Below are 22,511 nucleotides of genomic sequence, written 5' to 3' on the forward strand. Positions count from 1 at the left end.
ATACTCTCGGATCCATGACGACCGCCGCACCTCTGTCTCGACCGATCCTGGCGGGGGTGGTCACCGCACTGGTCGGATTCACGAGTTCGTTCGCCGTCGTGCTCACGGGTCTCGGCGCCGTCGGGGCCACGCCTGCGCAGGCGGCCAGCGGGCTGCTCGCCGTCAGCCTCACGATGGGGCTCGCCTGCATCGTGCTCGCCTGGCGGTATCGGATGCCGATCACCGTAGCCTGGTCGACCCCCGGCGCCGCGCTGCTCGCCGCGACCGGAGTGGTCGACGGCGGATGGTCGGCCGCGGTCGGGGCTTTCCTCGTGGTGGCCGCGCTGATCCTGCTCACGGCCCTCTGGCCCGCACTCGGTGCGCTGATCGCACGCATCCCGCCATCGATCGCGCAGGCGATGCTCGCCGGAGTGCTGCTGCCCCTGTGTCTCGCACCGATCACCGGACTCGTGGCGAATCCGTGGGGCGTGGTTCCCGTCGTGCTGACATGGCTGGTCTTCGCGCGCCTCGCGCCACGGTGGGCCGTGCCGCTCGCCTTCGTCGCCGCCGCGGTCGTGGTGGCCGTCTCGCTGATCCAGGAGCGCTCAGCAGTCGACGCGGGACTTCTCGTGCCCAGGATCGAGCTCACCGCCCCGACCTTCACCCTCGGCGCTCTCATCGGTCTGGCGCTGCCGCTGTTCATCGTCACGATGGCCTCGCAGAACGTGCCGGGCATCGCCATCATGCGCAGCTTCGGATACGAGGTCCCCTGGCGCCCGGCCATGCTCGTGACGGGTGTCGGAACGGCGCTCGGTGCGACCGCCGGCGGCCATGCCATCAACCTCGCGGCGATCAGCGCCGCCCTCGCCGCCTCGCCGGACGCCGACCCCGATCCGAAGCGCCGCTGGGTCGCCGGGGTCTCGACCGGAGTCTCGTACCTGGTGCTCGGCGGCTTCTCGGCAGCCTTCGCCACGCTGGTGCTGCTGGCCCCCGAGGCGGTGATCCCCGCGGTGGCAGGGCTCGCGCTGTTCGCCGCGTTCGGGTCTTCCGTGCAGCAGGCGATCGACGACCCCGGCGAGCGCATCCCCGCGGTCGTGACCTTCCTGGTCGCAGCATCCGGCATCGCGGTGCTGGGAGTCAGCGCCGCCTTCTGGGCTCTCGTCGCCGGCCTCGTCGTGCGCACCGTGCTGCACACCGGGCGTCGCTGACACAGGGCATGCACTGACACAGGCGGCCTGACGCCGCACCGGGGGCCCTCGGCTACCGTGGACGCGTGACAACTCCCATGCCTGCTCCTGCGCCGTCGGCCGGTGCGCCAGCCGGATACTTCGACGCGCGCGCACTGCTCGACCCGGTGAACCCCGTCGAGGTCGACGCCTTCGCCCGAGCGCAGCGCGCCGCCAACCCCACCACGGCGGGCCGGATCGTCACGTGGGTGGTCGCGGGGTTCGCTCTGCTCTGCGTGGTGCCCGTCCTCGCGATCATGATCCTGGGCGCGGGCTACGCGATCGGTCGCGGCACCGGCGTCGCGGTCGCCGCACTCATCGGACTGGTGCTGCTCGTCGGCCTCATCATCGGCATCGTGATGCTGGTGCGCCGCAGCATCCGCCTGCGCAACCTCACCCGGTTCCGCCTCGCGCGCTTCGCCGGTGCGAACGCGATGAGCTACATCGAGAGGATCGACGCCCCACCCCTGCCCGGCATGATCTTCTCGTCGGGATCGAGCCGCATGTCGACCGACGTGCTGCGTGGGGTCGAGCCGCGGTTCGTCGAGTTCGGCAACTACCAGTACACGACCAGCAACGGCAAGCAGTCGACGACCCACCGCTGGGGATACGTCGCCGTGAAGCTCGACGTGCCGCTGCCGAACATCGTGCTCGACGCGCTCGGCAACAACACCCTCGGGAGCACGCTCGCAGCCGCGTTCAGAAGCGACCAGCGGCTCTCGCTCGAGGGCGACTTCGACCGGTACTTCTCGCTGTACTGTCCGACCGGATACGAGGTCGATGCCCTGTATCTCTTCACCCCCGACGTCATGGCGCGGTTCATCGACCACGCGGCGCAGCTCGACGTCGAGATCGTCGACGACTGGCTGTTCCTCTATGCACGTCGCAACCTGTCGACGCTCGACCCCGCGACCTGGGCGTGGCTCTTCGGCGCGGTCGGGGCGCTGCTCACGAAGCTCGATCAATGGGCGCGCTGGCGCGACGACCGGCTGCGGCTCGCGGCACAGCATCCGCCCCTCCCGACCTACGGAGCCCCGTCCCCGGCACCGGCCGGAGCACCCGCATTGCCGTTCGCCGCTCCGACGGGGATGCTGACCCCGCCGCCCATCGGCGTCGCCCCGCCCGGTCAGCGGCTCAGGCGCCGCAGCCCCTGGCTGATCGTCGCAATCATCCTCGGGGTCACTTTCGTCGTGACCATGGCGCCGTTCGCGCTCGGGATCTTCTCGGTGCTGTTCTTGCGCTGAGAACCTCGCTGTCCCCGCTCTCCCCCGCACGGCTGATGACCGCCCACGCGGGGCAATCGCGGATCCCCTCACAGATCCGCCACAGGGGGGATGCCGAGGCCGAGCACCGCGCCATAGCGTGAGGGCATGACCACAGGAAAGCTCGTACTCACCGGCATCACCAAGAGCTACGGCTCTCGGCGCGTGCTCGACGACGTCTCGTTCGAGGTGTCCCCCGGGCGCCTCACCGGGTTCGTCGGCGGCAACGGCGCCGGCAAGACCACGACGATGCGCATCGTCCTCGGGCTGCTCGGCTCTGACGGCGGACGCGTCGAACTAGACGGCGTCGCCCTGACCAGCGCAGACCGCCGCCTCTTCGGGTACATGCCCGAGGAGCGCGGCCTGTACCCCAAGATGAAGGTGCTCGAGCAGATCGTGTACCTCGCCCGACTGCACGGGATGAGCAAGGCGGATGCCACGGCACGGGCGACCGCCCTGCTCACCGAACTCGGGCTCGAGGAGCGCCTCAACGACACGATCGAGTCGCTGTCGCTCGGCAACCAGCAGCGGGCGCAGATCGCGGCTGCTCTCGTGCACGACCCCGAGGTGCTGATCCTCGATGAGCCGTTCTCGGGCCTCGACCCGCTCGCCGTCGACGTCGTCGCGTCGGTGCTGCAGGCATCGGCCGCCAAGGGCGCGTCGATCCTGTTCTCGTCGCACCAGCTCGACGTCGTCGAGCGGCTCTGCGACGACCTCGTGATCCTCGCCGGCGGCACGATCCGTGCGTCCGGCTCCCGTGACGGGCTGCGCGCACAGCACGCCGGCAACCGATACGAGCTCGTCTCGGCAGGGGATGCCGGTTGGCTGCGCGCCGAACCCGGTGTCACCGTGGTCGACTTCGAGGGTGGCTACGCCCTGTTCGACGCCGAAGACGCCGACACCGCCCAGCGCGTGCTGCGCACCGCCGTCGAACGCGGCGATGTCGCGAGCTTCGCACCCAAGCATCCGTCCCTCGCCCAGATCTTCAAGGAGGTCATCCAGTGAGCACCTCGAACGCCACCGGCTCGTCGTCGCAGGCATCGCTGATCTGGCTCGTCGCCGAGCGCGAGATCGGATCGAAGCTGCGCAGCAAGGCCTTCCTGATCTCCACCGGCATCCTGCTGATCCTCGCCCTCGCCGGCATCGTGATCGGCGGCTTCGCGAGCAAGAACACCGACGCGATGCCCGTGGCTGTGACCTCTGAGACGGCATCCGTCGTGTCGGCCCTGCCCGCCGTCGAGATCACCGAGGTGGCAGACCAGGCCGCGGCCGAAGAGCTCGTGCGCTCGGAGAAGGTCGACGCCGCGGTTCTCCCCGGTGACGGCGCGACCGGGTTCACCGTCGTCGCTCTCAAGGACGCACCGTCCAGTCTCGTGTCGGCGCTCTCGCAGGCACCGGACATCGAGATCCTCGAACCCGCGACGACGAACCCGCTGCTGCGCTACTTCATCGCGATCGCCTTCGGTCTGGTGTTCATGATGGCGGCGGCGACTTTCGGCGGCACGATCGCCCAGAGCGTGGTCGAAGAGAAGCAGACCCGCGTGGTCGAGATCCTGCTGTCGACCATCTCGGCCCGCACCCTGCTGGCCGGCAAGGTCATCGGCAACACGATCCTCGCGATGGGGCAGATCCTCGCCCTCGCCGCGGTCGCCACGATCGGGCTCATAGCGACGGGTCAACGCGAGGTGCTGTCGACCCTCGGTGCCCCCATCATCTGGTTCGCGGTCTTCTTCCTGTTCGGGTTCATCCTGCTCGCGGCGCTGTTCGCCGCCGCCGCGTCGATGGTGTCGCGTCAGGAGGACATCGGCTCGACCACGACCCCGATCACGATGCTGGTGATGGCGCCGTACGTGCTCGTGATCGTCTTCAACGACAACCCCCTGGTGCTGACGATCATGTCGTACGTGCCGTTCTCGGCTCCGGTCGGAATGCCCATGCGACTGTTCGTGGGCGAGGCGCAGTGGTGGGAGCCGCTGCTCAGCCTCGTGATCCTGCTCGCCAGCTGCGTCGCCGCGATCATGATCGGCGCGAAGATCTATGAGAACTCGCTGCTGCGCATGGGCAGCCGGGTCAAGCTGGGCGAGGCGCTGCGCGGCTGATCGGCACGCTCCGCCCCGCTTCACGGGCACAACTTCGGATGCCGCGGCTGACACGCCGCGGCATCCGTCGTGTGCGGTGGCGTGTCCAGCCGCAGCTCCGAAGTTGTGTCCGCCTGGGAGGCCGGGACCGGTCCGGACCGGGTCAGACCGAGTCAGACCGGGGGCCGGGACCGGGTCAGATCAGTCCATCGGACAGGGCGGTGGGGTTGCCGAACCGGTGGTTGGTGATCGACACGGCCTGCTCGTGCAGGAACGGCAGCATCTCGACGCGACCGGCACCCGTGACCGCGTGCGACCAGACGGCGACATCGGGTGTTCCGCCGAGGGCCTCGAAGAGCGCAGACGCGCTGCCGCCGACGAGGCGCACGCGCTGCCAGCTGTGCTCGGCCTTCGCCGCAGCCTTCGCGTAGCGCTTGACCCAGGCGGCGTCGCTCTCGAGCTTCGGAGTCACGCCCTGGGCGCGCAGCGCCTTCTCGACCCGCGAGGGCAGAGCGGATGCCGACACCGTGAACGGGCTGCCACTGCGCAGGGCCGCGGCGATCACACGGATGCCGCCGGCGAGCGGTGCGTCCTCGGCGATGCGCACGTCGACGGCGACCGGGCGGTACCGGAACACGTTGCGCTCGACGCCGAGACCCGACTTGTCGCTCACGGTGCCGAACTCGTCGACCCAGGCGCGCTCGTCGGAGGCGGCGGCGCGGTGCAGCCACTCGATCTCGACGGCGCCGAGGTCGGAGCCGGCCGCGCTGAGCACCGCGTCGACAGCGGCGTTCACCGCGGCCCCTGGCGCCGCGGCGGGAAGTTCGGCCGGAGCCCACTCGCCGAGGCCGAACAGGTAGTTGGGCCCACCGGCCTTGGCGCCGGCGCCGACGGCGGAGCGCTTCCACCCGCCGAAGGGCTGGCGCTGCACGATCGCCCCGGTGATGCCGCGGTTGACGTAGAGGTTGCCGGCCTCGACACGGTCGAGCCAGGTGGCGACCTCGTCGGAATCGAGCGAGTGGATGCCGGCGGTGAGGCCGTAGTCAACGGCATTCTGCAGACGGATCGCCTCGTCGAGGTCCTTGGCGTGCATGATGCCGAGCACGGGTCCGAAGAACTCGGTCAGGTGCGTCGTCGACCCGGGGGCGACACCGATCTTGACGCCCGGCGTCCACTGCTTGCCCTCGTCGTCGAGCTTCTTCGGCTCGACGAGCCAGCGCTCGCCCTTCTCGAGGGTCGTCAGCGCGGTGAGCAGCTTGCCGTTCGCCGGCTCGATGATCGGACCCATCTGGGTGGCCGGGTCTTCGGGCAGTCCGACGCGCATCGAGGTGACCGCATCGACGAGCTGACGCTCGAACCGCTTCGAGTCGGCGACCGAGCCGACGAGGATCGCGAGCGATGCGGCCGAGCACTTCTGCCCCGCGTGGCCGAACGCACTACGGGCCACATCGGCCGCCGCCAGGTCGAGGTCGGCAGACGGCGTGACGATGATCGCGTTCTTGCCGCTGGTCTCGGCGAGCAGCGGCAGGTCGGAGCGGAACGAGCGGAACAGCTGAGCCGTCTCATACGCACCGGTGAGGATCACGCGGTCGACCTCGGGGCTGGCGACCAGGCGGGTGCCGAGGTCGCGGTTCGCGAGGTCGACCAGTGCGAGAAGGTCGCGCGGAACGCCCGCGGCCCACAGCGCCTCGACCATGACCGCGCCGCAGCGCTGCGTCAGCTTGGCCGGCTTGATGATCACGCCCGAGCCCGAGGCGAGGCCCGCGAGCACACCACCGGCGGGGATCGCGACCGGGAAGTTCCACGGCGGGGTGACGACGGTCACCTTCGACGGCACGAACTCGGCGCCGGAGATGTTCTCGAGGTCGAGGGCGCGCTCCGCGTAGTAGTGCGCGAAGTCGATCGCCTCCGAGACCTCGGGGTCGGCCTCGGCGATGGTCTTGCCCGCCTCGTGGGCCATGATCTCGATCAGCTGGCCACGACGTGTGGCGAGCTCGTCGCCGGCACGGTGCAGCACGGCGGCGCGCTCGGCGGCCGGAAGGGCTGCCCATCGAGCGGCGGCGGCGGATGCGGCGGCGAAGATGCCGTCGAGTTCGTCGGTCGTCTCGACCCTGGCGAGAGCGATCGAGTCGAGACCGAGGGTCGAATCGACCGAGCGCTGCAGGATCTCGCGACCCCAGGTGCGGTTCACGGCGATCGCCGGGTCGCTGTCGGCCTGGTTCTCGAACCCGGTGGTGACGGCCTCGCCCGCACCGGCGGCTGCCTCTGCGGCGCGGTCCTGCACGCGGTTCGACGAGGGCACCGAGCGGTCGGCGTCGAGGCCGGCGAGCGAGCGCTCGAAGCGCTCGCGCTCACGGCTGAGCAGCGCGGGGTCTGAGGCCAGCTCGAACACGGCCGACATGAAGTTCTCGGGGCTGGCGTTCTCTTCGAGACGGCGCACGAGGTAGGCGATGGCGACATCGAACTCCGCCGGGTTCACCACGGGTGTGTAGAGCAGCAGCCGGCCGACGTCCTTGCGGACGGCCTCGGCCTGGCCGGTCGCCATGCCCAGGAGCATCTCGTACTCGACGGCATGAGTCACACCGCGCGCCTGCGCGAGCAGCCACGTGTAGGCGATGTCGAAGAGGTTGTGACCGGCGACGCCGATGCGCACGGCATCCAGTCGCTCGGGGGTCATCGACCAGTCGAGCACGCGCTTGTAGTTCGTGTCGGAGTCCTGCTTGGTGCCATAGGTGGCCAGCGGCCAGCCGTGCACCTTCGAGTCGACCTCTTCCATCGCCAGGTTCGCGCCCTTGACGACGCGGACCTTGATGGGTGCACCGCCCTTGGCACGCCGGGCGGCGGCCCACTCCTGCAGCTGCTGCATCGCACCGAGCGCGTCGGGCAGATAGGCCTGCAGCACGATGCCGGCCTCGAGCTTCTCGAGACCCGGCTGGTCGAGGATGCTGGTGAACGCCGCGATCGTCAGGTCGAGGTCGCGGAACTCCTCCATGTCGAGGTTGATGAACTTCGTCTTGCCTACGGCCTCCGAGGCTGCCGCGAGCTCGTAGAGCGGGGTGAGCTTCTCGACGACGTCGGCCACGGCCTCGTCGAACGACCACATCGACAGCTGGCTGACGACGCTCGAGACCTTGATCGACACGTAGTCGACGTCCTTGCGGGCGAGGAAGTCGTAGGTGCCCTGCAGGCGACGGCCGGCCTCGCGCTCACCGAGCACGGCCTCGCCGAGGAGGTTGAGGTTGAGGCGGTTTCCGCTCTTGCGCAGCTTCGCGATCGCCGGGCCGAGCTTCGACGGGGTCGCGTCGAGCACGAGGTGTCCGACCATGGCGCGCAGCACGCGCCGCGAGATCGGCACGACGACGCCGGGGAGCTTCGGCGCCCAGAACCCGCCCGTCTTGATGGCGGCACGCAGGTATCCGGGCAGCAGCGAGGGGGTGATCTCCGAGAGGTCGGCGAGCGCACGGCCGGCGACGCTGAGGTCTTCGGGGCGCATCACGCCGTCGACGAAGCCGACGGTGAACGCGAGTCCGTTCGGGTCCTTGAGCACCTCCGACAGGCGCTGGGCGGCGGGCTCGACGGGGTGGGTCTCGCTCTCGGTGAGCCAGCGCTGCACGAGGGCGGCGACCTCTTCGGTGCGGGGCGTGGTGTCGGGGGTGGTGGTGTCGGCGGCGACAGTCATCGGGCAACCTTCCAGGGGGATCGCACACCCGGGTACGTGTGCGGCTCGATCATTGTCAGGCGCGCGAGTAGGCTACGTCTATCAACCGATTCGCGAGCATTCTGTTCATTCAGAGTGAACGATCGGGACCACTCTGAAAGGGAGCGGATGCTCGACGTCAACCGACTGCGGATGCTGGTTGAGCTGTCGCGTCGAGGAACCCTCTCAGCCGTCGCAGACGCCCTCTCATACAGCAAGGCCTCGGTGTCTCAACAGCTCAGTGCGCTCGAACGAGACGTGGGGGTTCCGCTGCTCCGCCGCGTCGGGCGAGGCGTGCAGTTCACCCCGCAGGGCAACGTGCTCGTGGCCGAGGCCATCGGCATCCTCGATCAGCTCGAGCACGCCGAGGTCGCTGTCGCCGAATCGCTGACCGAGGTGACCGGAACCGTGCACATCGCCGTCTTCCAGTCCACGGCGCACTCCCTGCTTCCGGGCGCGCTCAACGCGCTGCGCGAGCAGCATCCGGCCCTCCGCGTCGAGGTGACCGAGAGCGACCCCGAGACCGGACTCGTGGGCGTCTCGAGCCGCGACTTCGACCTGATTCTCGCCGAGCAGTACCCGGGCCGCACCCGCCCGATCCATGCCGACCTCGACCGCGTGGTGCTCGTGCACGATTCGATCGCGCTGGCCCGGCACCCGGGCACGCCGCAGACGGCGGATGCCACAGCCGCCGATGCCACAGCGGCGCTGTGGTCGACGAGAGACGAGCCCTGGGTGCTCGAGCCCGCGGGCACGGCGTCACGAGCCTGGGCGGAGCAGCTGTGCCGCACCGCCGGCTTCGAACCCGATGTGCGCTTCGAGGTCGCCGACCTCACCGCCCACGTGCGACTGATCCGCGCCGGACTCGCGGTCGGGCTGCTGCCCGAGCTCGTGTGGGCGGGCGAAGCGCCCACCGTGGCGCTCACGCCACTGCCCGACGAACCGCGTCGGGAGATCTTCTCCTCGGCCCGCCGGGTGTCGGCCGCAGCCCCGTCGATCCGCGCGGTGCGCCGCGCACTGGCATCCGCCGCATCCCGCAACCTGCTGGACTGAGGCGCCTGCCCCTCGCCGGCGTTCTGCGAGCGTCACGCGACGTCATCGGGAATATGCATTCACATACATCTGTTGAGATCCTCGTACCCGGACGAAGGAGTCCGATCGACTCCTTCTGAAAGGCACCTCTGTGAGCACTCCTGTGATCGACCGCACCGCCCCCACCGAGCACCCCGTCCTCGACGTCCTCGCCGGGCGCTGGAGCCCCCGCGCCTACGACGCGCAGAACGCGATCGACGAGGCCAAGCTGAACGCCGCCCTCGAGGCCGCGCGCTGGTCGCCGTCCGCATACAACCTGCAGCCGTGGCGGTTCATCGTCGCTCGGCGCGGCACCGCGCTGTTCGACCAGGTCGTCGACTCCCTCGTCGAGTTCAACCAGCTCTGGGCCTCGAAGGCTTCGGCGCTCATCGTCGCGATCGCCGAGACCGAGTCCGAAGAGGGCAAGGCCATCAGCCATGCCGTCTACGACCTCGGCCAGGCCGTGGCGCACTTCTCGGTGCAGGCTCACCACGAGGGTCTTCTCGTGCACCAGATGAGCGGCTTCGACCCCGAGGCCGTGCGCGAGTTCGCCGACCTGTCGCCGCGATTCTCCGCCATCACCGTGATCGCGGTGGGCGAGCTCGGCGACGCCGCAGGTCTTCCCGAGGGTCTCCAGCAGGGCGAGACGGCACCGCGCGTCCGTCGCCCGATCGGCGAGACGGTCATCCTCAGCGCCTGACGCAGCAGCCGCTCCCGAACCGACAGCGTCCCGCCACACCACGGGGTGGGACGCTGTCGTTCGAGTGGAGCAAGGACCGAGTCACGCGATTCCTTACGGCCCGAAAGCACCGAAAGCCACGACATTGATTCCGTCGGGACGTCGATAGGACGGACCGAAACCCGTGACGACCGTGAGTACGGGGGGATCTTCGGACGCGACATTCGCCGCGAAGGCACGCAAAGATGCGGCGGCTTCCTCGACGACGTGAGCACTGGCGCCGAGCTTCACCTCAAACCCCGCCCATCGGCCCGATGGGAATTGCACGATCACATCCACTTCACGTCCAACCGAGTCACGTGCATGGAAGACCTCACCCCCCAGAGGCTGAGCCAGGATGCGGAGGTCATGCACCACCTGCGACTCGAAAGCCTGACCGGCGAACGCGAGATCGCCGCGCAACGCAGTCGCGTCCGCTCCGAGCAGCGCGAGCGCGAGCGACGGGTCGGCCAGATGCCGCTTGGGTTCCTTCCTGAGCATCGCGGAAGAGCGAAGATGAGCCGACCATGCGGGTTGATCCTCGACGACGAAGATCCTGGTGAGGGCATCGATGTACTCGCGCACCGAATCCCTCGAGAGGGATGCCTCGTCTCGAGCGAGGGTCGAGATCGAGACTTCGGTTCCGACTGATCGCGCGAGCGCGCGGAGCAGCCGATCCACCCGCAGGGGGTCTCGCACCGATCGAGTGGAACCGATATCCACGGTGGAGATCGTCGCGGCGTAGTCACGGGTGCTGGCGAGAGCTTCGACATCCTTCAGCCCGATCTGCGCCGGCCACCCACCCCTCGCGATACGGGCGAGGAGTCCGTCGAAGGTGAGGCGAGACACTCCCGCCCGGGGCGGCTCGCCCTCAAGAAGCGCACTCAGTGACACGTTTCCATCCGAATCACCACTCTCTGCCAGCGAGAGAGTGCGCATTCTCAAGCGGGCGAAGCGGCCCGCACCGGAATGACGCACCGCATCCGCCCCCGGAACCGTCGACCCGGTGAGAATGAACTGTCCGCGCTCGGGCGCATCGTCCACGGCTCGTCGAACCGCGTTCCATAGTTCGGGGTGAACTTGCCACTCGTCGAGCAGTCGAGGCCTGGCGCCCTCCAGCACCATCGAAGGATCGACCAGAATCTGAGGGAGAACCGTCGGGTCTGTGTCGACCCGAACACTGCTCGCTGCGCGGCGACTCGCGGTGCTCGTCTTGCCGCTCGCCTTGGGACCCTCGATCAACACAGCTCCCGCGCGCGCGAGCGCCATCCCCAGCTCATCGTCAGCCACCCTGTTTACGTAGGCCATGTCACCTCGATCGTCGATCTGCATCCGACTACGTCGTCAATATGGAAGTACTGTACTCGTCAATTTGCAGGCTTGCTGTTCGTCAAATTGCAAGTTGTCCCCAGTGCCAGGCTCCGGCACCTGAAACGACGGATGAATCGGTACGGTCGCTCGAATGATCAAGAAGTCACAAGTACCGCCATCACAGACGCCCGGATCCATGGCCACCTGGACCCTATGGCCCGTTCTCACGGTGCTTTTCGGAAGCGTGCCGTTCGTCATGGTCCTCGTTTTCAGCACGGGATCAGACCCGCTCGTGGCGGACTACTGGGGGGGCGATCAGAGAGATCGGAGGATGGCTCGAGCCAGCCTTCAACAACGGCTTCAGCGCCTTGCAGACTGTCGGCATGTTGTTGGTAGCCGCGGCTGCGATCACGGGGCTCGCCGGAGACTGGACGACAGTTCCGCTTAGAGCCCGCAGGCTGATCCGCGTTCTCGCCGCGGTGTCGACCGTCACGATCGCCACAATGGGATCCCTCGCAGCACCGATGATCGTTCACGATCCAACAAAGGCATCGGCGACGGTTCTGCTTTGGCTGTGCGGTTGGGCGGTGATGCTGTTCGCACTTGGAATCTCGGAGATCAGCCCCCTCCGCCGTCAAATGATTCTCGCAAGAGCGCGGCGGGTGCGAGCTCTTGCACTGATCGGTGACAGCCGCGCGGCGACTCCTACCCAAGCGGGTTCATTTGCGGTCGCCTCGATCGTCGGGTTCCTCCTTCCTCCAGTTGCTTGGTACGCGACCTGTGTCGTCATCGCGATTGCGAGCGGCAAGACCTGGTTGCTACATCCAGCGCTCCTGCTGCTCTCATACGCGGGTATCGTCTCACATCTCGGGTGGCTGATTCGCGCCGATCGGACGCAGAGTTCGGGCCTGCGCAGTCTCGGAGTCGTCATCATCGTTCTCGGCGGATCCATCGGGATCATCTTCGGCGCCGCTCTGATGAACGTGCCGGAGGTGGGGATTGCATTCATCATGTTGAGCGTTGCGGGGACGACCGCGCTACTCACGCGAGGAATAGCGGTTCACATCTGGCCCTATCGAGTGATATCAGCACACGCGACCAACCGGGGATGGAAGGCTGTCGACGAACAGGCCGAACGCGCGCGGCGAGCCTGGCTCCGCGAACGTGGGCGCACCAAGAAGGCAAGGACGCGTCGAGGAGTTCGCGGCGCCATGGACCGCTGGCTCGCGGCCTAGGAGCTCCCGTCAGGGAGCACACAAGAGGGGCGGATGCCACGGCATCCGCCCCTCTTGTCGTCCCCGGATCAGTCGTCGAGCAGTTCGGCTTCGATCACCTCGTCGTCGTCACCGGACCCGAGGTCGGGCTCGGGCTCGGGCGAAGTCGACGTGAGCACGAGTCCCGCGCCGTCGACCGCGACATCGACCCTCACCAGGTCGCCGTCGTGCACGCCGCCGGAGAGCAGCGCGGTGGCGAGCTTGTTCTGCACCTCGGTCTGGATGAGACGCCGCAGCGGGCGGGCGCCGAACATCGGGTCGTAGCCGCGCTCGGCGAGCCACGACCGGGCATCGGGAGTGACCGCCAGGGTGAGCCGACGATCGCGCAGCCGATCGTGCAGCTGATCGATCGACAGTTCGACGATCTGGGCCAGGTCGTCTTGACTGAGCGCCGAGAACATCACGATGTCGTCGAGACGGTTGAGGAACTCCGGCCGGAACGCCTGATGCACGAGAGCCATCACCTGCTCGCGCTTCTCATCGGGCGACACCGTCGGGTCGATGAGGATCGGCGAACCGAGGTTCGAGGTCAGGATCAGGATCACGTTCGTGAAATCGACCGTTCGGCCCTGGCCGTCGGTCAGGCGACCGTCGTCGAGAACCTGCAGCAGCACGTCGAACACCTCGGGGTGCGCCTTCTCGACCTCGTCGAGCAGCACGACGCTGTACGGACGCCGCCGCACGGCCTCGGTCAGCTGCCCGCCCTGCTCATAACCGACGTATCCGGGAGGGGCGCCGACGAGCCGCGAGACCGAGTGCTTCTCGCCGTACTCTGACATGTCGATGCGCACCATGGCACGCTCGTCGTCGAAGAGGAAGTCGGCCAGCGCTTTCGCCAGCTCGGTCTTTCCGACACCGGTCGGCCCGAGGAACAGGAACGATCCGGTCGGGCGACCGGGGTCGCTGATGCCGGCCCGCGAACGGCGCACCGCATCGGACACCGCCTTGACGGCATCCTTCTGCCCGATGAGGCGCTTGCCGAGCTCGGATTCGAGGTGCAGCAACCGCTCGCTCTCGCCCTGCAGCAGTCGACCGACGGGGATGCCGGTCCACGCGGCGATCACGGCGGCGATGTCCTCGTCGGTGACCTGCTCGTTGACCATGCGCCCCTCGGTCGAGACTGCCGCCTCGGCCTGCTCGGCCTCGGCGATGTCGCGTTCGAGTCGCTTGATCGTCTCGTATTCGAGCTTCGAGGCACGGGTGTAGTCGGCCTCACGCATCGCGAGGTCGCGCTGTGTGATCGCGTCGTCGAGCTGCTTCTTGAGGTCGCCGACCCGATTCAGACCCTGGCGCTCGCGCGCCCAGCGGGCCTCGAGCTCGGCCAGCTGCGCTTCCATTCCCACGAGCTGCTCGCGAAGGGCCGCGAGTCGCTCTTTCGAGGCGGCATCCTTCTCGCGCTTGAGTGCGAGCTCTTCGAGCTTCATGCGGTCGACCTGGCGCTTGAGCTGGTCGATCTCGACGGGAGACGAATCGATCTCCATCTTGAGCCGCGACATCGACTCGTCGATCAGGTCGATCGCCTTGTCGGGGAGCTGCCGAGCGGGCAGGTAGCGGTTCGACAGCGCCGCGGCGGCGACCAGCGCGCTGTCGGCGATCGTCACCCCGTGGTGCGCCTCATACCGACCCTTGAGCCCGCGGAGGATCGCGATCGTGTCTTCGACCGTGGGCTCGCCGACGTAGACCTGCTGGAAGCGACGCTCGAGAGCAGCATCCTTCTCGATGAACTCGCGGTACTCGTTGAGAGTCGTCGCGCCGATCAGACGAAGCTCACCCCTGGCGAGCATGGGCTTGAGCATGTTCGATGCCGCCACCGAGCCTTCGCCACCACCGGCACCCATCAGCACGTGCAGCTCGTCGATGAAGGTGATGATCTGCCCGTCGGATTCGGTGATCTCCTTGAGCACGCTCTTCAGCCGCTCCTCGAACTGCCCGCGGTACATGGCACCCGCGACGAGGGCCGAGATGTCGAGCGACACCAGCTCCTTGTCTTTGAGCGACTCGGCGACATCGCCCGCGACGATGCGCTGGGCGAGTCCTTCGACGACCGCCGTCTTGCCGACGCCGGGCTCGCCGATCAGCACCGGGTTGTTCTTCGTGCGGCGCGTGAGCACCTGACTGACGCGGCGAATCTCGCTGTCGCGTCCGATCACGGGGTCGAGCTTGCCCTGGCGGGCGCGGTCGGTGAGGTTGATCCCGAACTGCTCGAGGGCGGACTGCTGGTCGTCGTTCTGCGTGCTCTGTGGGCTGGGCATGGGTTCCTCCTGGGGAGACTCCTTCTGATCACTGTCTTGTTGTCATGGTCCGCAAAGTTGAGTGGACTTGACTCAAGTTTAGCGCATACTGCGCACGGCATCCAGGATCGCTCGTGCGACCGCGTGCTTTGAGCCTGACGCGGATGACACGACGGCGCCACCCCCTCCTACGATCTCGACCGCGTTGTCACGCTTCTCGAAGCCGTGCTCGGCGTTCGCGAGGTTGACGGCGAGCAGGTCGACGCCCTTGCGCTCGCGCTTGCGGCGAGCGCGAGCGCGGCGTTCCGCAGGGTCCTCCGAGGTCTCGGCGGCGAAGGCGACGATCGTCTGCCCCTCCGGGGCTCGGCCCTCGGCGCGGGATGCGGCCAGGGCGGCGACCACGTCTTCGTTCTCGACCAGATCGACATGCGTCAGCACGCCCTGCTCCTTCGTGAGCTTGTGCTCCGACACCGTCGCGGGGCGATAGTCGGCGACCGCGGCGGCCATGATCACGATGTCGGCCGCCGGCGCTGCCTGCTTCATCGCGTGGGCGAGCTCAGCCGCGGTGCCGACCGGGACGACCCGGATGGACGGATGCCGTGCATCGGCGAGCACATCGGTCGAGATGTTCGCGGCGACCACCGTCACGTCCGCGCCGCGGGCTGCGGCATCCGCGGCGAGCGCGATGCCCTGCCGACCACTCGACCGGTTGCCGAGGAACCGCACGGGGTCGATGGGCTCACGCGTTCCACCCGCCGAGACGACCACCTGAAGCCCCTCGAGGTCGCGCGGCGCGAGCAGGGCGAGGGCGGCCTCGAAGATCTGCTCCGGTTCCGACATGCGCCCGGGTCCGCTGTCGCCGCCGGCGAGCTCGCCGTCGGCCGGGCCGACGAGGTGCACCCCGCGGGATCTAAGCGTCGCGATGTTCGCCTGCGTGGCGGCGTTGCGCCACATCTCGGCGTGCATCGCGGGCGCGAGCAGCACCGGCGCCTCGGTGGCGAGCAGCGTGGTGCCGAGCAGATCGTCGGCGATGCCCGCGGTGATCTTGGCGATCGAGTTGGCCGTCGCGGGGGCGACGACCACGAGGTCTGCACCCTGGCCCAGCGCGACGTGCCGCACGCGGGCGACGTCGTCGTGCACGCTGGTCGTGACCGGATGCCGGCTGAGCGCCTCCCAGGTGGGGGTGCCGACGAAACGCAGAGCATCGTCGGTGGGAACGACGGTCACATCGTGCCCCGCCTTGGTCAGCAGACGCACCAGGTGCACTGTCTTGTATGCGGCGATGCCACCTGTAACCCCGACGACGATGTTCACGGTTCGATTCTGCCCCAGCATCCATCGCCGCGGGCCCGAGACCGCTCGGCCGCTTCTAGACTGAAGCCCGTGTGCACCGTGGTGATCGATGTGGCCGGACCCGAGACCGCGCGGTTGCTCGCGGTGCGAGACGAAGACCCGCAGCGCGAGTGGGATGCCCTCGGCGAGTGGTGGCCGGAGGCGTATCCCGGAGTCTCGGGCATCCGCGACCGACGAGCGGGCGGCGCCTGGCTCGCGGTGAACCCCGCTGAACGACGACTCGCGGTTCTGCTGAACCGCGCTGACGTCGTCGACCTCGCAGCCGACGTCGCCGTGTCGCGCGGTTCGCTCGCCCTGGATTCGGTCATGGGCCGCTCCCCGGTCGCTCCGCTGCCCATGCACGGCTTCAACCTGCTCGAGGTGCGGCCGGAGGGGGCCCGTGTGCTGAGCTGGGACGGCGTGGAGCTGCGGGAGACATCGCTCGCAGACGGCATCCACATGATCGCGCACGATGACCTCGACGACCTCGGCACTCCGCGCATCGCCGCCTGGCTGCCTGAGTTCCGAGCCCTGGGCGCGACAGGCGACAGCGCCGACTGGGCAGGCGAGTGGACGTCGCTGCTCGCCTCTTCCGCTCGACTCGACCCCGAGGACGATCGCGCGATCATCCGCGACAACCGTCCGCATGGCTATCCGACGCAGTCACTGCTGTACTGCACCGCGGCGGTCGCCCCCGACGGGGTCGACGTCGACTATCGCGCACTGCCGAGCCCCGGGCACTGGGACCACTGAGCGCAGCGCGCCTCACAGCGCTCCTCGCCCGGCGACCGGGCGGTCAGGCCGAGCGGTCAGGCCGCCGACGACTCCGCATCGTCCGCGCACGAGAACCGGGCGCGATAAGCCGTCGGGGTGGTGCCGAGCACCCGCGAGAAATTCTGTCTCAGCACGGCCGCCGACCCGAAGCCGCACTCGTCGGCGATCTGCTCGAGTGACAGATCGCTGCGCTCGAGCATCCGCTGGGCGTGCAGCACGCGCTGTCGCGCGAGCCAGGCCGCAGGAGTCGCGCCGTACTCGGCCTTGAACCGGCGGGCGAAGGTGCGGGGAGACATGAGAGCGCGGGCCGCGAGCTGGTCGACGCCCAGGTCATCGCGCAGGTGCTCGACGGCCCAATCGGCGACGGCAGCGAGCGAGTCGTTCTGGGCGACCGGGATCGGGCGGTCGATGAACTGCGCCTGGCCGCCGTCGCGCTGCGGCGGCACGACCATGCGGCGGGCGATGCGATTGGTGAGCTCGGCACCGAGTTCGATGCGCAGCAGGTGCAGGCAGGCGTCGATGCCGGCCGCCGTGCCGGCGCTCGTGATGATCCGGTCGTCCTGCACGAAGAGCACATCGGGGTCGATGTCGATCTCCGGGTACATCTCGGCCATCACCTCGGAGTACATCCAGTGCGTGGTCGCACGACGCCCGTCGAGCACACCGGCGGCACCGAGGATGAACGAGGCGCTGCAGATGGTCAGCACCCAGGCACCGCGGGCCACCGCGTCTCGCGCGACATCGAGGAGCAGCGGATCGATCTTGCCCCAGTACTCACGGGGCACGGGACAGAAGATGACGAGGTCGGCCTCGTAGGCGAAAGAGAGGTCGTGCTCGACGTTGATCGAGAAGCCCAGTTTCGAGGTCACGACGCCAGGATGCGGCGCGATGACCCGGAAGTCGAAGTTCGGCACACCGTCGTTCGACCGGTCGAGGCCGAACGCCTCGCACGCGAGACCGAACTCGAACGGGGCGAACCCGTCTTGGACGATGCAGGCGACGGTCTTGATCATGGCTCTCTCCCGGTTTGGCAGTTTTCCTACGAGCAGAGTCTATTCTGCCACTCGTGGCAGATCAAGAGTGATCGTAGCGTTTCTGCCATGATCCTCATCATCGCACTCATCGCCCTCGCCATGTGGGCCATCGTCGCCACCGTCATCGAACTCCGCCGCGACGGACACCGACGCGTTCCCACCGACTGGACACGCGTCGCCGAAAGGGATGCCCTCGACCGCGCGGAGACCGGGCACGTCTATCGCTGACCCGGGGTGAGCAATCTCCCCCATCCGACGACGCACGCGGCTACGCTCGTGAGCATGAGCGAGCCTCAGCAGCCTCCCGCGCAGCCACATGGAACTCCCCCGCAGTTCGCGGGCTCGCACTATCCGGCACCGCCGTCGCAGCCGCACACCGGCCAGCCATACGGTGGGCAGGCATACGCGGGGCAGGCGTACGCGGGGCAGCCATACCCGTCGCAGCCTTACCCCGAGCAACAGCGTCCGGCCTCCTCGGGCGGCTCAGGACTGGGCCGTATCGCCTTCCTCCTCGCCGTGATCTCACTCGGGGTGGGACTTCTGGTCACACTGTCGTATCCGCTGATGTACCGGATGCTGGGCGACCCCACATCCATCGGCATATTCGGAGCGGTCGGCAACGGGCTCGTGCTGATCGTCGCCGTCGTGGGCCTCATCCTCGGACTGATGTCGATTCGTCGGCCAGGGCCGCAGGTCCTCGCGGGCATCGCGATCGGCGTCACCGCGTCGCAGCTCGTCGGGATCGTCATCTCGTGGGTGTCGAATCTCTTCTACGCGTTTTCCTTCTGATCGTCCGGAGAATCGATGAGCGAGCAGCAGCAGAATCCAGACCGCCCGCAGAACGACGGGCAGATCCCGTATCCACCGCAGCAACCAGGCCAGCCGTACGCCCAATCCGGCCAGCCGTACGCGCAGCCAGGCCAGCCGTACGCGCAGCCAGGCCAGCCGTACGCCCAACCCGGCCAGCCCTACGCACAGCCAGGCCAGCCGTATGGAGTCGCGGCGCCGCCCTATGCCCAGGGCCAGGCGACCGCACCGCGCTCAGGAGGCCTCGGTCGCACGGCTCTGGTCGTCGCCGTGAGCGCCGTGGCGATCGGTCTGCTCTGGCAGCTCATCACCCCGTTCCTGTACGCGAGCGTCGGGTTCGGCGCCGTCGAGCTGCTGTCGAACCTCGTGAACCTCGTCGTGATGGCCGGCGCAGGCGCTGCTCTGGTGCTCGGAATCATCGCCCTTCGACGCCCGGCACCTCATCTGCTCGCGGCGATCGCCATCGGCGTGGGCGGCAGCACGGTCCTCGGCACCCTCGTCGCGTGGGCGTCGAACGTCTTCTACTACTTGGGGTTCTGAGCCAGGGAGTCAGCCCTCGAGCACGCGCTCGTAGACCTCGATCATCGCTGCGGTGCGCGACGACTGCCGGAACGACTCCGAGACTTCGCGCATCGGCTGCGGCGCGAGACCGGCGGCGATGTCGGATGCCGCGCGGCGCAGCGTCTCGATAAGGCCCACCGTTCGCTGATCCTCAGTGCCGGCCGCTCCGGGGACCACCCAGAGACCGCCGCCGAGCTCGGCCGCGATGTCGGGGTCGCTGATCACCGACGGCGTGCCGAGGGTGGCCGCCTCGAACGGCGTCATGCCCTGCGTCTCGAAGCCGATCGACGTCTGCACGAGTGCGTCGGCGGCGGCGATACGGGCAAGGGTGTCGGGGTAGCTGAGCTTGCCGGCGAAGTGCACGTTCGGCACGCCCGAGACGATCTTCTCGGCGGCGGCGCGCTGGGCGCCACCCCCGATGATCTCGAGGTCGGCGTCGACTCCCGACTCGACGAAGGCCTCGAGGAACGGCAGCAGGCGCTTCTCGGGGCTCATGCGTCCGAGCCACACGAAGCGGGGGCGCCCTGGCGCGCGTTCCGTCGGTGCAGCGGCGAGCGTCGCCTCGCGCACGTCGTCGTCGATGCCGTTCCACACCACGTCGACGGGGTTGAAGACTCCGTACTCTTCGAGGCGGCGCGCGAAATGGGTCGAGGGGGCGGTCACGGCCGACGAGCCACTCGCGATGCCACGCAGAAAGGCCCAGCCGTCGTTCCCCCGCACCTGCTCCGCCGCACCTCGCAGCACGCGACGCCGCCAGAGGTTGAGCGCTCGGAGCACCGGGCCGTGCAGCGGCGTGACGGCGGCTATCCCGACATCGACGCGGTTGTGCAGGGTGTGGACCACGGGGATGCCGTGGCGAGCCGCGTACCTGTGACCGATGAAGGCGCCCCAGAAATCTGCCTGCACGTGCACCAGATCGACCGGCGGGCGGTGCGTCATCGCGCTGTCGAGCGCACGGTCGGTGGCGCGTCCGGGCCAGCTCATCGAGTACTCGCGGTCGGTGGTGATCGGCACGGACGGCAGATCGACGTTCGACGGGTCGGAGATGCGCGAGGCGCGCGACCCGTGCATCTTCGGTGCGACGACGGTCACCGTGTGGCCCGCGCGCTCGAGGAACTCCCGCTGCAGCCGCATCGAGACTTGGGCTCCGCCGAGGGAGTCCAGGTGCTGATCCCCGAAGAAGACGATGTGCATGACGCGCGTCGTCACTCGGGAAGCGGCTCGTCGCGGTACAGCGCCTCGAACGTGTCGAGCGTGCGGTTGATGTCGTGAATCGCGACGCCGTCGAGCGATGCCTGCTGCATCCGCGCGTACTCGCCTGGCGATGCAGTGAGCACGTCGGTCAGTCGCGCGGCGAGGGCATCCGCGTTACCCGGCTCGAACAGGTGGCCGTTCTCGCCGTCGTGCACGAGGTGCGGCAGGGCGACGGCATCCGCTGCGACGATCGGCAGCGCCGATGCCATGGCCTCCATGGTCGCGATCGACTGCAGCTCGGCGATCGAGGCGATGGTGAACACCGAGGCACGCGACAGCAGCGCACGCAGCTGCTCATCCGTCGTGCGGCCGTGGAAGGTCACGCGGTCGGCGAGGCCCAGCTGACCCGCGAGGTTCTCGAGCTGCTTGCGCTGGTCGCCGCCGCCGACGATGTCGAAGGTCGCATCGAGCGCCGGGTCGAGCTTCGTCATCGCCTCGAGGATCACCTCGACCTGCTTCTCTGCGGTCAAGCGTCCGACGAAGATGATGCGGTTCTTGTCGCGAGGAGCGATCACCGGGGTGTACTGCGTGCGGTCGATACCGCAGCTGACCGGAATGACGCCCGTGACCTCGACCGTGCGCTCGAGGAAGTCGGCGGCGCGACGCGTCGGTGTCGTGATCGCGCGCGTCAGGGCGAAGGTACGCTTCGCGTCGGCCCAGGCGAAGCGCAGCACCAGGTCGTCGATGAACTTCGGCATGGTGGTGTGGTCGAGGATGTTCTCGGCCATGACGTGGTTGGTGGCGATCACCGGGATGCCGCGCTCGTGCGCGATGCGAGAGAGGCCGCGGCCGATCACGATGTGCGACTGGATGTGCACGATGTCGGGCTGCACGGTGTCGAGGATCTTGCGGGCGTAGTGCTTCACGCGCCACGGCCAGACGAAGCGCAGCCAGTCGTGGGGCGCCCAGCGCACCGACGGCAGCCGGTGCAGGGTCATCGGCTCGCCCTCGATGACCTCGGTGCGCGGTGCGGCCTTGCGGTAGGCCTGGTTCGGTGCGACGACGTGCACGTCATGACCGCGCTGCACGAGCCCCGCGGCGAGACGCTCGGCGAAGCGGGCGGCGCCGTTGATGTCGGGCCAGAAGGTGTCGCATCCGATCAGGATGCGAAGCGGACGCTGCCCGGAGTCGGGGGCGACGTCGGGAGCACTCGTCGGATCGGAGGTAGAGGAGGACATTCTGCCTTACGGTACGGCGGTCAAAGAGCCCGATCGGGCGCTCGCCACTCTACCCGAGGGGCCTGATCCGGCCGCCGAGGCATACCGGCATCCCTCAGCCTCACCCCCTAGCGTGGAGGCATGCGACTGACTGCCGACGCCGACTCCAGGTTGTGGATCCCCGTCACCGATTCGCTCGGCTGGAAGGGGCGACGACACCGCAAGGCGGCCATCAGGATGCTGTTGGGGCAGGTCAACTCGGCGATCGGCGTCACCGAACGCCCGGGTTCGCGGATCGGCGCGTGGGCGATGAGCCAGGCGGCGCCGATGCTGATGCGTCGGGCGGACGGTCGCGTGCTCGTGTGGACCTGGAAGGCCGACCCGGAGCTGGTCGTCGCGATGGCGACCGTGCAGGCGTTGACTCCGCAGGTGCGGGTCGCTCGCGCATCGATGCCGATGGACTATGACGACACCCAGTCGTTCTCGAGCCGTTGGCTGGGCACGGGCGAGAAGCTCGTGGTGGCGATGCCGCCGTCGCCCGCGTCACCGCCTTTCGCCACCTACACCTGGGACACCGGCACGCATCTGGTGACGCTCACCGCGATGTGCAGCGACCGCGAACGTTTCGGCACACTCGACGGCGCTCTCGACGACCTGGCGCGCAGCATCCGCGTCGTCGACGAAGTCGCGGGCGGCGAGTCGCCTGAGGTCCTGAGGCTCGACCCGGCGTGATCCCGCCTGGGCG

Annotated in this window: 19 protein-coding genes; 12 read left to right on the plus strand and 7 right to left on the minus strand. The window is 68.5% G+C overall.

The genetic code is table 11. The features are described 5' to 3' along the window. Positions 1-14 precede the first annotated feature (14 nt). The 4 genes from RQG82_RS04650 to RQG82_RS04665 all read left to right on the plus strand — a co-directional run bounded on the left by RQG82_RS04650 (position 15) and on the right by RQG82_RS04665 (position 4,566). On the plus strand, positions 15-1,187 hold the full coding sequence (locus RQG82_RS04650) for a benzoate/H(+) symporter BenE family transporter (RefSeq protein WP_311257966.1): 1,173 nt from the start codon (positions 15-17) through the stop codon (positions 1,185-1,187). 65 nt (positions 1,188-1,252) lie between these two features. After that, the gene (locus RQG82_RS04655) at positions 1,253-2,449 is read left to right on the plus strand and encodes a hypothetical protein (protein ID WP_311257967.1); all 1,197 of its coding nucleotides are present in this window, start codon (positions 1,253-1,255) and stop codon (positions 2,447-2,449) included. Positions 2,450-2,575: 126 nt separating this feature from the next. Further along, positions 2,576-3,472 carry an ABC transporter ATP-binding protein gene (locus RQG82_RS04660; protein ID WP_056374593.1) on the plus strand — a complete coding sequence of 299 codons (897 nt, stop codon included), beginning with the start codon at positions 2,576-2,578 and terminating at the stop codon, positions 3,470-3,472. Beyond that, positions 3,469-4,566 (plus strand): ABC transporter permease, encoded by a 1,098-nt coding sequence (locus RQG82_RS04665; RefSeq protein WP_311257968.1) that lies wholly within the window; start codon positions 3,469-3,471, stop codon positions 4,564-4,566. The genes RQG82_RS04660 and RQG82_RS04665 overlap by 4 nt, the downstream gene beginning before the upstream one ends. A 175-nt stretch (positions 4,567-4,741) precedes the next feature. Here RQG82_RS04665 and RQG82_RS04670 read toward each other — a convergent pair whose 3' ends face one another. Beyond that, a complete protein-coding gene (locus RQG82_RS04670; RefSeq protein ID WP_311257969.1) occupies positions 4,742-8,224 on the minus strand; it encodes a bifunctional proline dehydrogenase/L-glutamate gamma-semialdehyde dehydrogenase in 3,483 nt (1,160 codons plus the stop codon). A 147-nt stretch (positions 8,225-8,371) separates the two neighbouring features. On the opposite strand from RQG82_RS04670, the gene RQG82_RS04675 reads away from it, so the two are divergent. Together RQG82_RS04675 and RQG82_RS04680 are read left to right on the plus strand one after the other, a co-directional pair. Next, positions 8,372-9,295, plus strand: coding sequence for a LysR substrate-binding domain-containing protein (locus RQG82_RS04675; protein WP_311257970.1), 924 nt, complete (start codon positions 8,372-8,374; stop codon positions 9,293-9,295). Positions 9,296-9,425: 130 nt separating this feature from the next. Continuing rightward, positions 9,426-10,013, plus strand: a complete 588-nt coding sequence (locus RQG82_RS04680; protein WP_311257971.1) for a nitroreductase family protein — start codon at positions 9,426-9,428, stop codon at positions 10,011-10,013. A 93-nt stretch (positions 10,014-10,106) separates the two neighbouring features. Here RQG82_RS04680 and RQG82_RS04685 read toward each other — a convergent pair whose 3' ends face one another. Continuing rightward, a complete protein-coding gene (locus tag RQG82_RS04685) occupies positions 10,107-11,363 on the minus strand; it encodes a DUF4143 domain-containing protein (protein ID WP_311257972.1) in 1,257 nt (418 codons plus the stop codon). Positions 11,364-11,725: 362 nt separating this feature from the next. On the opposite strand from RQG82_RS04685, the gene RQG82_RS04690 reads away from it, so the two are divergent. Continuing rightward, a complete protein-coding gene (locus RQG82_RS04690; protein WP_311257973.1) occupies positions 11,726-12,577 on the plus strand; it encodes a hypothetical protein in 852 nt (283 codons plus the stop codon). 68 nt (positions 12,578-12,645) lie between these two features. Here RQG82_RS04690 and RQG82_RS04695 read toward each other — a convergent pair whose 3' ends face one another. Together RQG82_RS04695 and coaBC are read right to left on the minus strand one after the other, a co-directional pair. Next, on the minus strand, positions 12,646-14,868 hold the full coding sequence (locus RQG82_RS04695; protein ID WP_311257974.1) for an AAA family ATPase: 2,223 nt from the start codon (positions 14,866-14,868) through the stop codon (positions 12,646-12,648). Positions 14,869-14,946: 78 nt separating this feature from the next. After that, positions 14,947-16,161 carry a bifunctional phosphopantothenoylcysteine decarboxylase/phosphopantothenate--cysteine ligase CoaBC gene (gene coaBC / locus RQG82_RS04700; protein ID WP_311257975.1) on the minus strand — a complete coding sequence of 405 codons (1,215 nt, stop codon included), beginning with the start codon at positions 16,159-16,161 and terminating at the stop codon, positions 14,947-14,949. 69 nt (positions 16,162-16,230) lie between these two features. Here coaBC and RQG82_RS04705 point away from each other — a divergent pair, with 69 nt between their 5' ends. Then, positions 16,231-16,932, plus strand: coding sequence for an NRDE family protein (locus RQG82_RS04705; protein ID WP_311257976.1), 702 nt, complete (start codon positions 16,231-16,233; stop codon positions 16,930-16,932). Positions 16,933-16,988: 56 nt separating this feature from the next. Here the strand turns inward: RQG82_RS04705 and RQG82_RS04710 are convergent, their stop codons facing one another. After that, positions 16,989-17,966 carry a helix-turn-helix domain-containing protein gene (locus tag RQG82_RS04710; RefSeq protein WP_311257977.1) on the minus strand — a complete coding sequence of 326 codons (978 nt, stop codon included), beginning with the start codon at positions 17,964-17,966 and terminating at the stop codon, positions 16,989-16,991. An 87-nt stretch (positions 17,967-18,053) separates the two neighbouring features. Here RQG82_RS04710 and RQG82_RS04715 point away from each other — a divergent pair, with 87 nt between their 5' ends. The 3 genes from RQG82_RS04715 to RQG82_RS04725 are packed head-to-tail and all read left to right on the plus strand — an operon-like array spanning position 18,054 to position 19,334. Next, entirely contained in the window at positions 18,054-18,215 is a 162-nt protein-coding gene (locus RQG82_RS04715) for a hypothetical protein (protein WP_311257978.1), read from the plus strand. 54 nt (positions 18,216-18,269) lie between these two features. Further along, the gene (locus RQG82_RS04720) at positions 18,270-18,776 is read left to right on the plus strand and encodes a hypothetical protein (RefSeq protein WP_311257979.1); all 507 of its coding nucleotides are present in this window, start codon (positions 18,270-18,272) and stop codon (positions 18,774-18,776) included. Between the two features lie 15 nt (positions 18,777-18,791). Beyond that, positions 18,792-19,334 carry a hypothetical protein gene (locus tag RQG82_RS04725; protein WP_311257980.1) on the plus strand — a complete coding sequence of 181 codons (543 nt, stop codon included), beginning with the start codon at positions 18,792-18,794 and terminating at the stop codon, positions 19,332-19,334. A 9-nt stretch (positions 19,335-19,343) separates the two neighbouring features. Here RQG82_RS04725 and RQG82_RS04730 read toward each other — a convergent pair whose 3' ends face one another. Continuing rightward, complete coding sequence (locus tag RQG82_RS04730) at positions 19,344-20,564, minus strand: glycosyltransferase (RefSeq protein ID WP_311257981.1); 1,221 nt, start codon at positions 20,562-20,564, stop codon at positions 19,344-19,346. Continuing rightward, positions 20,561-21,787: a glycosyltransferase gene (locus tag RQG82_RS04735; protein ID WP_311257982.1), complete on the minus strand. Its 1,227-nt coding sequence runs from the start codon at positions 21,785-21,787 to the stop codon at positions 20,561-20,563. The genes RQG82_RS04730 and RQG82_RS04735 overlap by 4 nt, the downstream gene beginning before the upstream one ends. A 120-nt stretch (positions 21,788-21,907) precedes the next feature. Between RQG82_RS04735 and RQG82_RS04740 the strand changes: the two genes are divergently transcribed. Next, positions 21,908-22,498, plus strand: a complete 591-nt coding sequence (locus RQG82_RS04740; RefSeq protein ID WP_311257983.1) for a hypothetical protein — start codon at positions 21,908-21,910, stop codon at positions 22,496-22,498. Positions 22,499-22,511 lie beyond the last annotated feature (13 nt).

It is taken from the genome of Microbacterium sp. WCS2018Hpa-9 (genome assembly GCF_031843745.1).
Taxonomy (GTDB): Bacteria; Actinomycetota; Actinomycetes; order Actinomycetales; family Microbacteriaceae; genus Microbacterium.

Coding starts and splice junctions, on each gene's coding strand:
- RQG82_RS04690 (WP_311257973.1), top strand. CDS start 11,726: ATGTTGTTGGTAGCCGCGGCTGCGATCACGGGGCTCGCCGGAGACTGG.
- RQG82_RS04695 (WP_311257974.1), bottom strand. CDS start 14,868: ATGCCCAGCCCACAGAGCACGCAGAACGACGACCAGCAGTCCGCCCTC.
- RQG82_RS04710 (WP_311257977.1), bottom strand. CDS start 17,966: ATGATCAAGACCGTCGCCTGCATCGTCCAAGACGGGTTCGCCCCGTTC.
- RQG82_RS04650 (WP_311257966.1), top strand. CDS start 15: ATGACGACCGCCGCACCTCTGTCTCGACCGATCCTGGCGGGGGTGGTC.
- RQG82_RS04685 (WP_311257972.1), bottom strand. CDS start 11,363: ATGCAGATCGACGATCGAGGTGACATGGCCTACGTAAACAGGGTGGCT.
- RQG82_RS04675 (WP_311257970.1), top strand. CDS start 8,372: ATGCTCGACGTCAACCGACTGCGGATGCTGGTTGAGCTGTCGCGTCGA.
- RQG82_RS04740 (WP_311257983.1), top strand. CDS start 21,908: ATGCGACTGACTGCCGACGCCGACTCCAGGTTGTGGATCCCCGTCACC.
- RQG82_RS04735 (WP_311257982.1), bottom strand. CDS start 21,787: ATGTCCTCCTCTACCTCCGATCCGACGAGTGCTCCCGACGTCGCCCCC.
- RQG82_RS04660 (WP_056374593.1), top strand. CDS start 2,576: ATGACCACAGGAAAGCTCGTACTCACCGGCATCACCAAGAGCTACGGC.
- RQG82_RS04715 (WP_311257978.1), top strand. CDS start 18,054: ATGATCCTCATCATCGCACTCATCGCCCTCGCCATGTGGGCCATCGTC.
- RQG82_RS04720 (WP_311257979.1), top strand. CDS start 18,270: ATGAGCGAGCCTCAGCAGCCTCCCGCGCAGCCACATGGAACTCCCCCG.
- RQG82_RS04725 (WP_311257980.1), top strand. CDS start 18,792: ATGAGCGAGCAGCAGCAGAATCCAGACCGCCCGCAGAACGACGGGCAG.
- RQG82_RS04670 (WP_311257969.1), bottom strand. CDS start 8,224: ATGACTGTCGCCGCCGACACCACCACCCCCGACACCACGCCCCGCACC.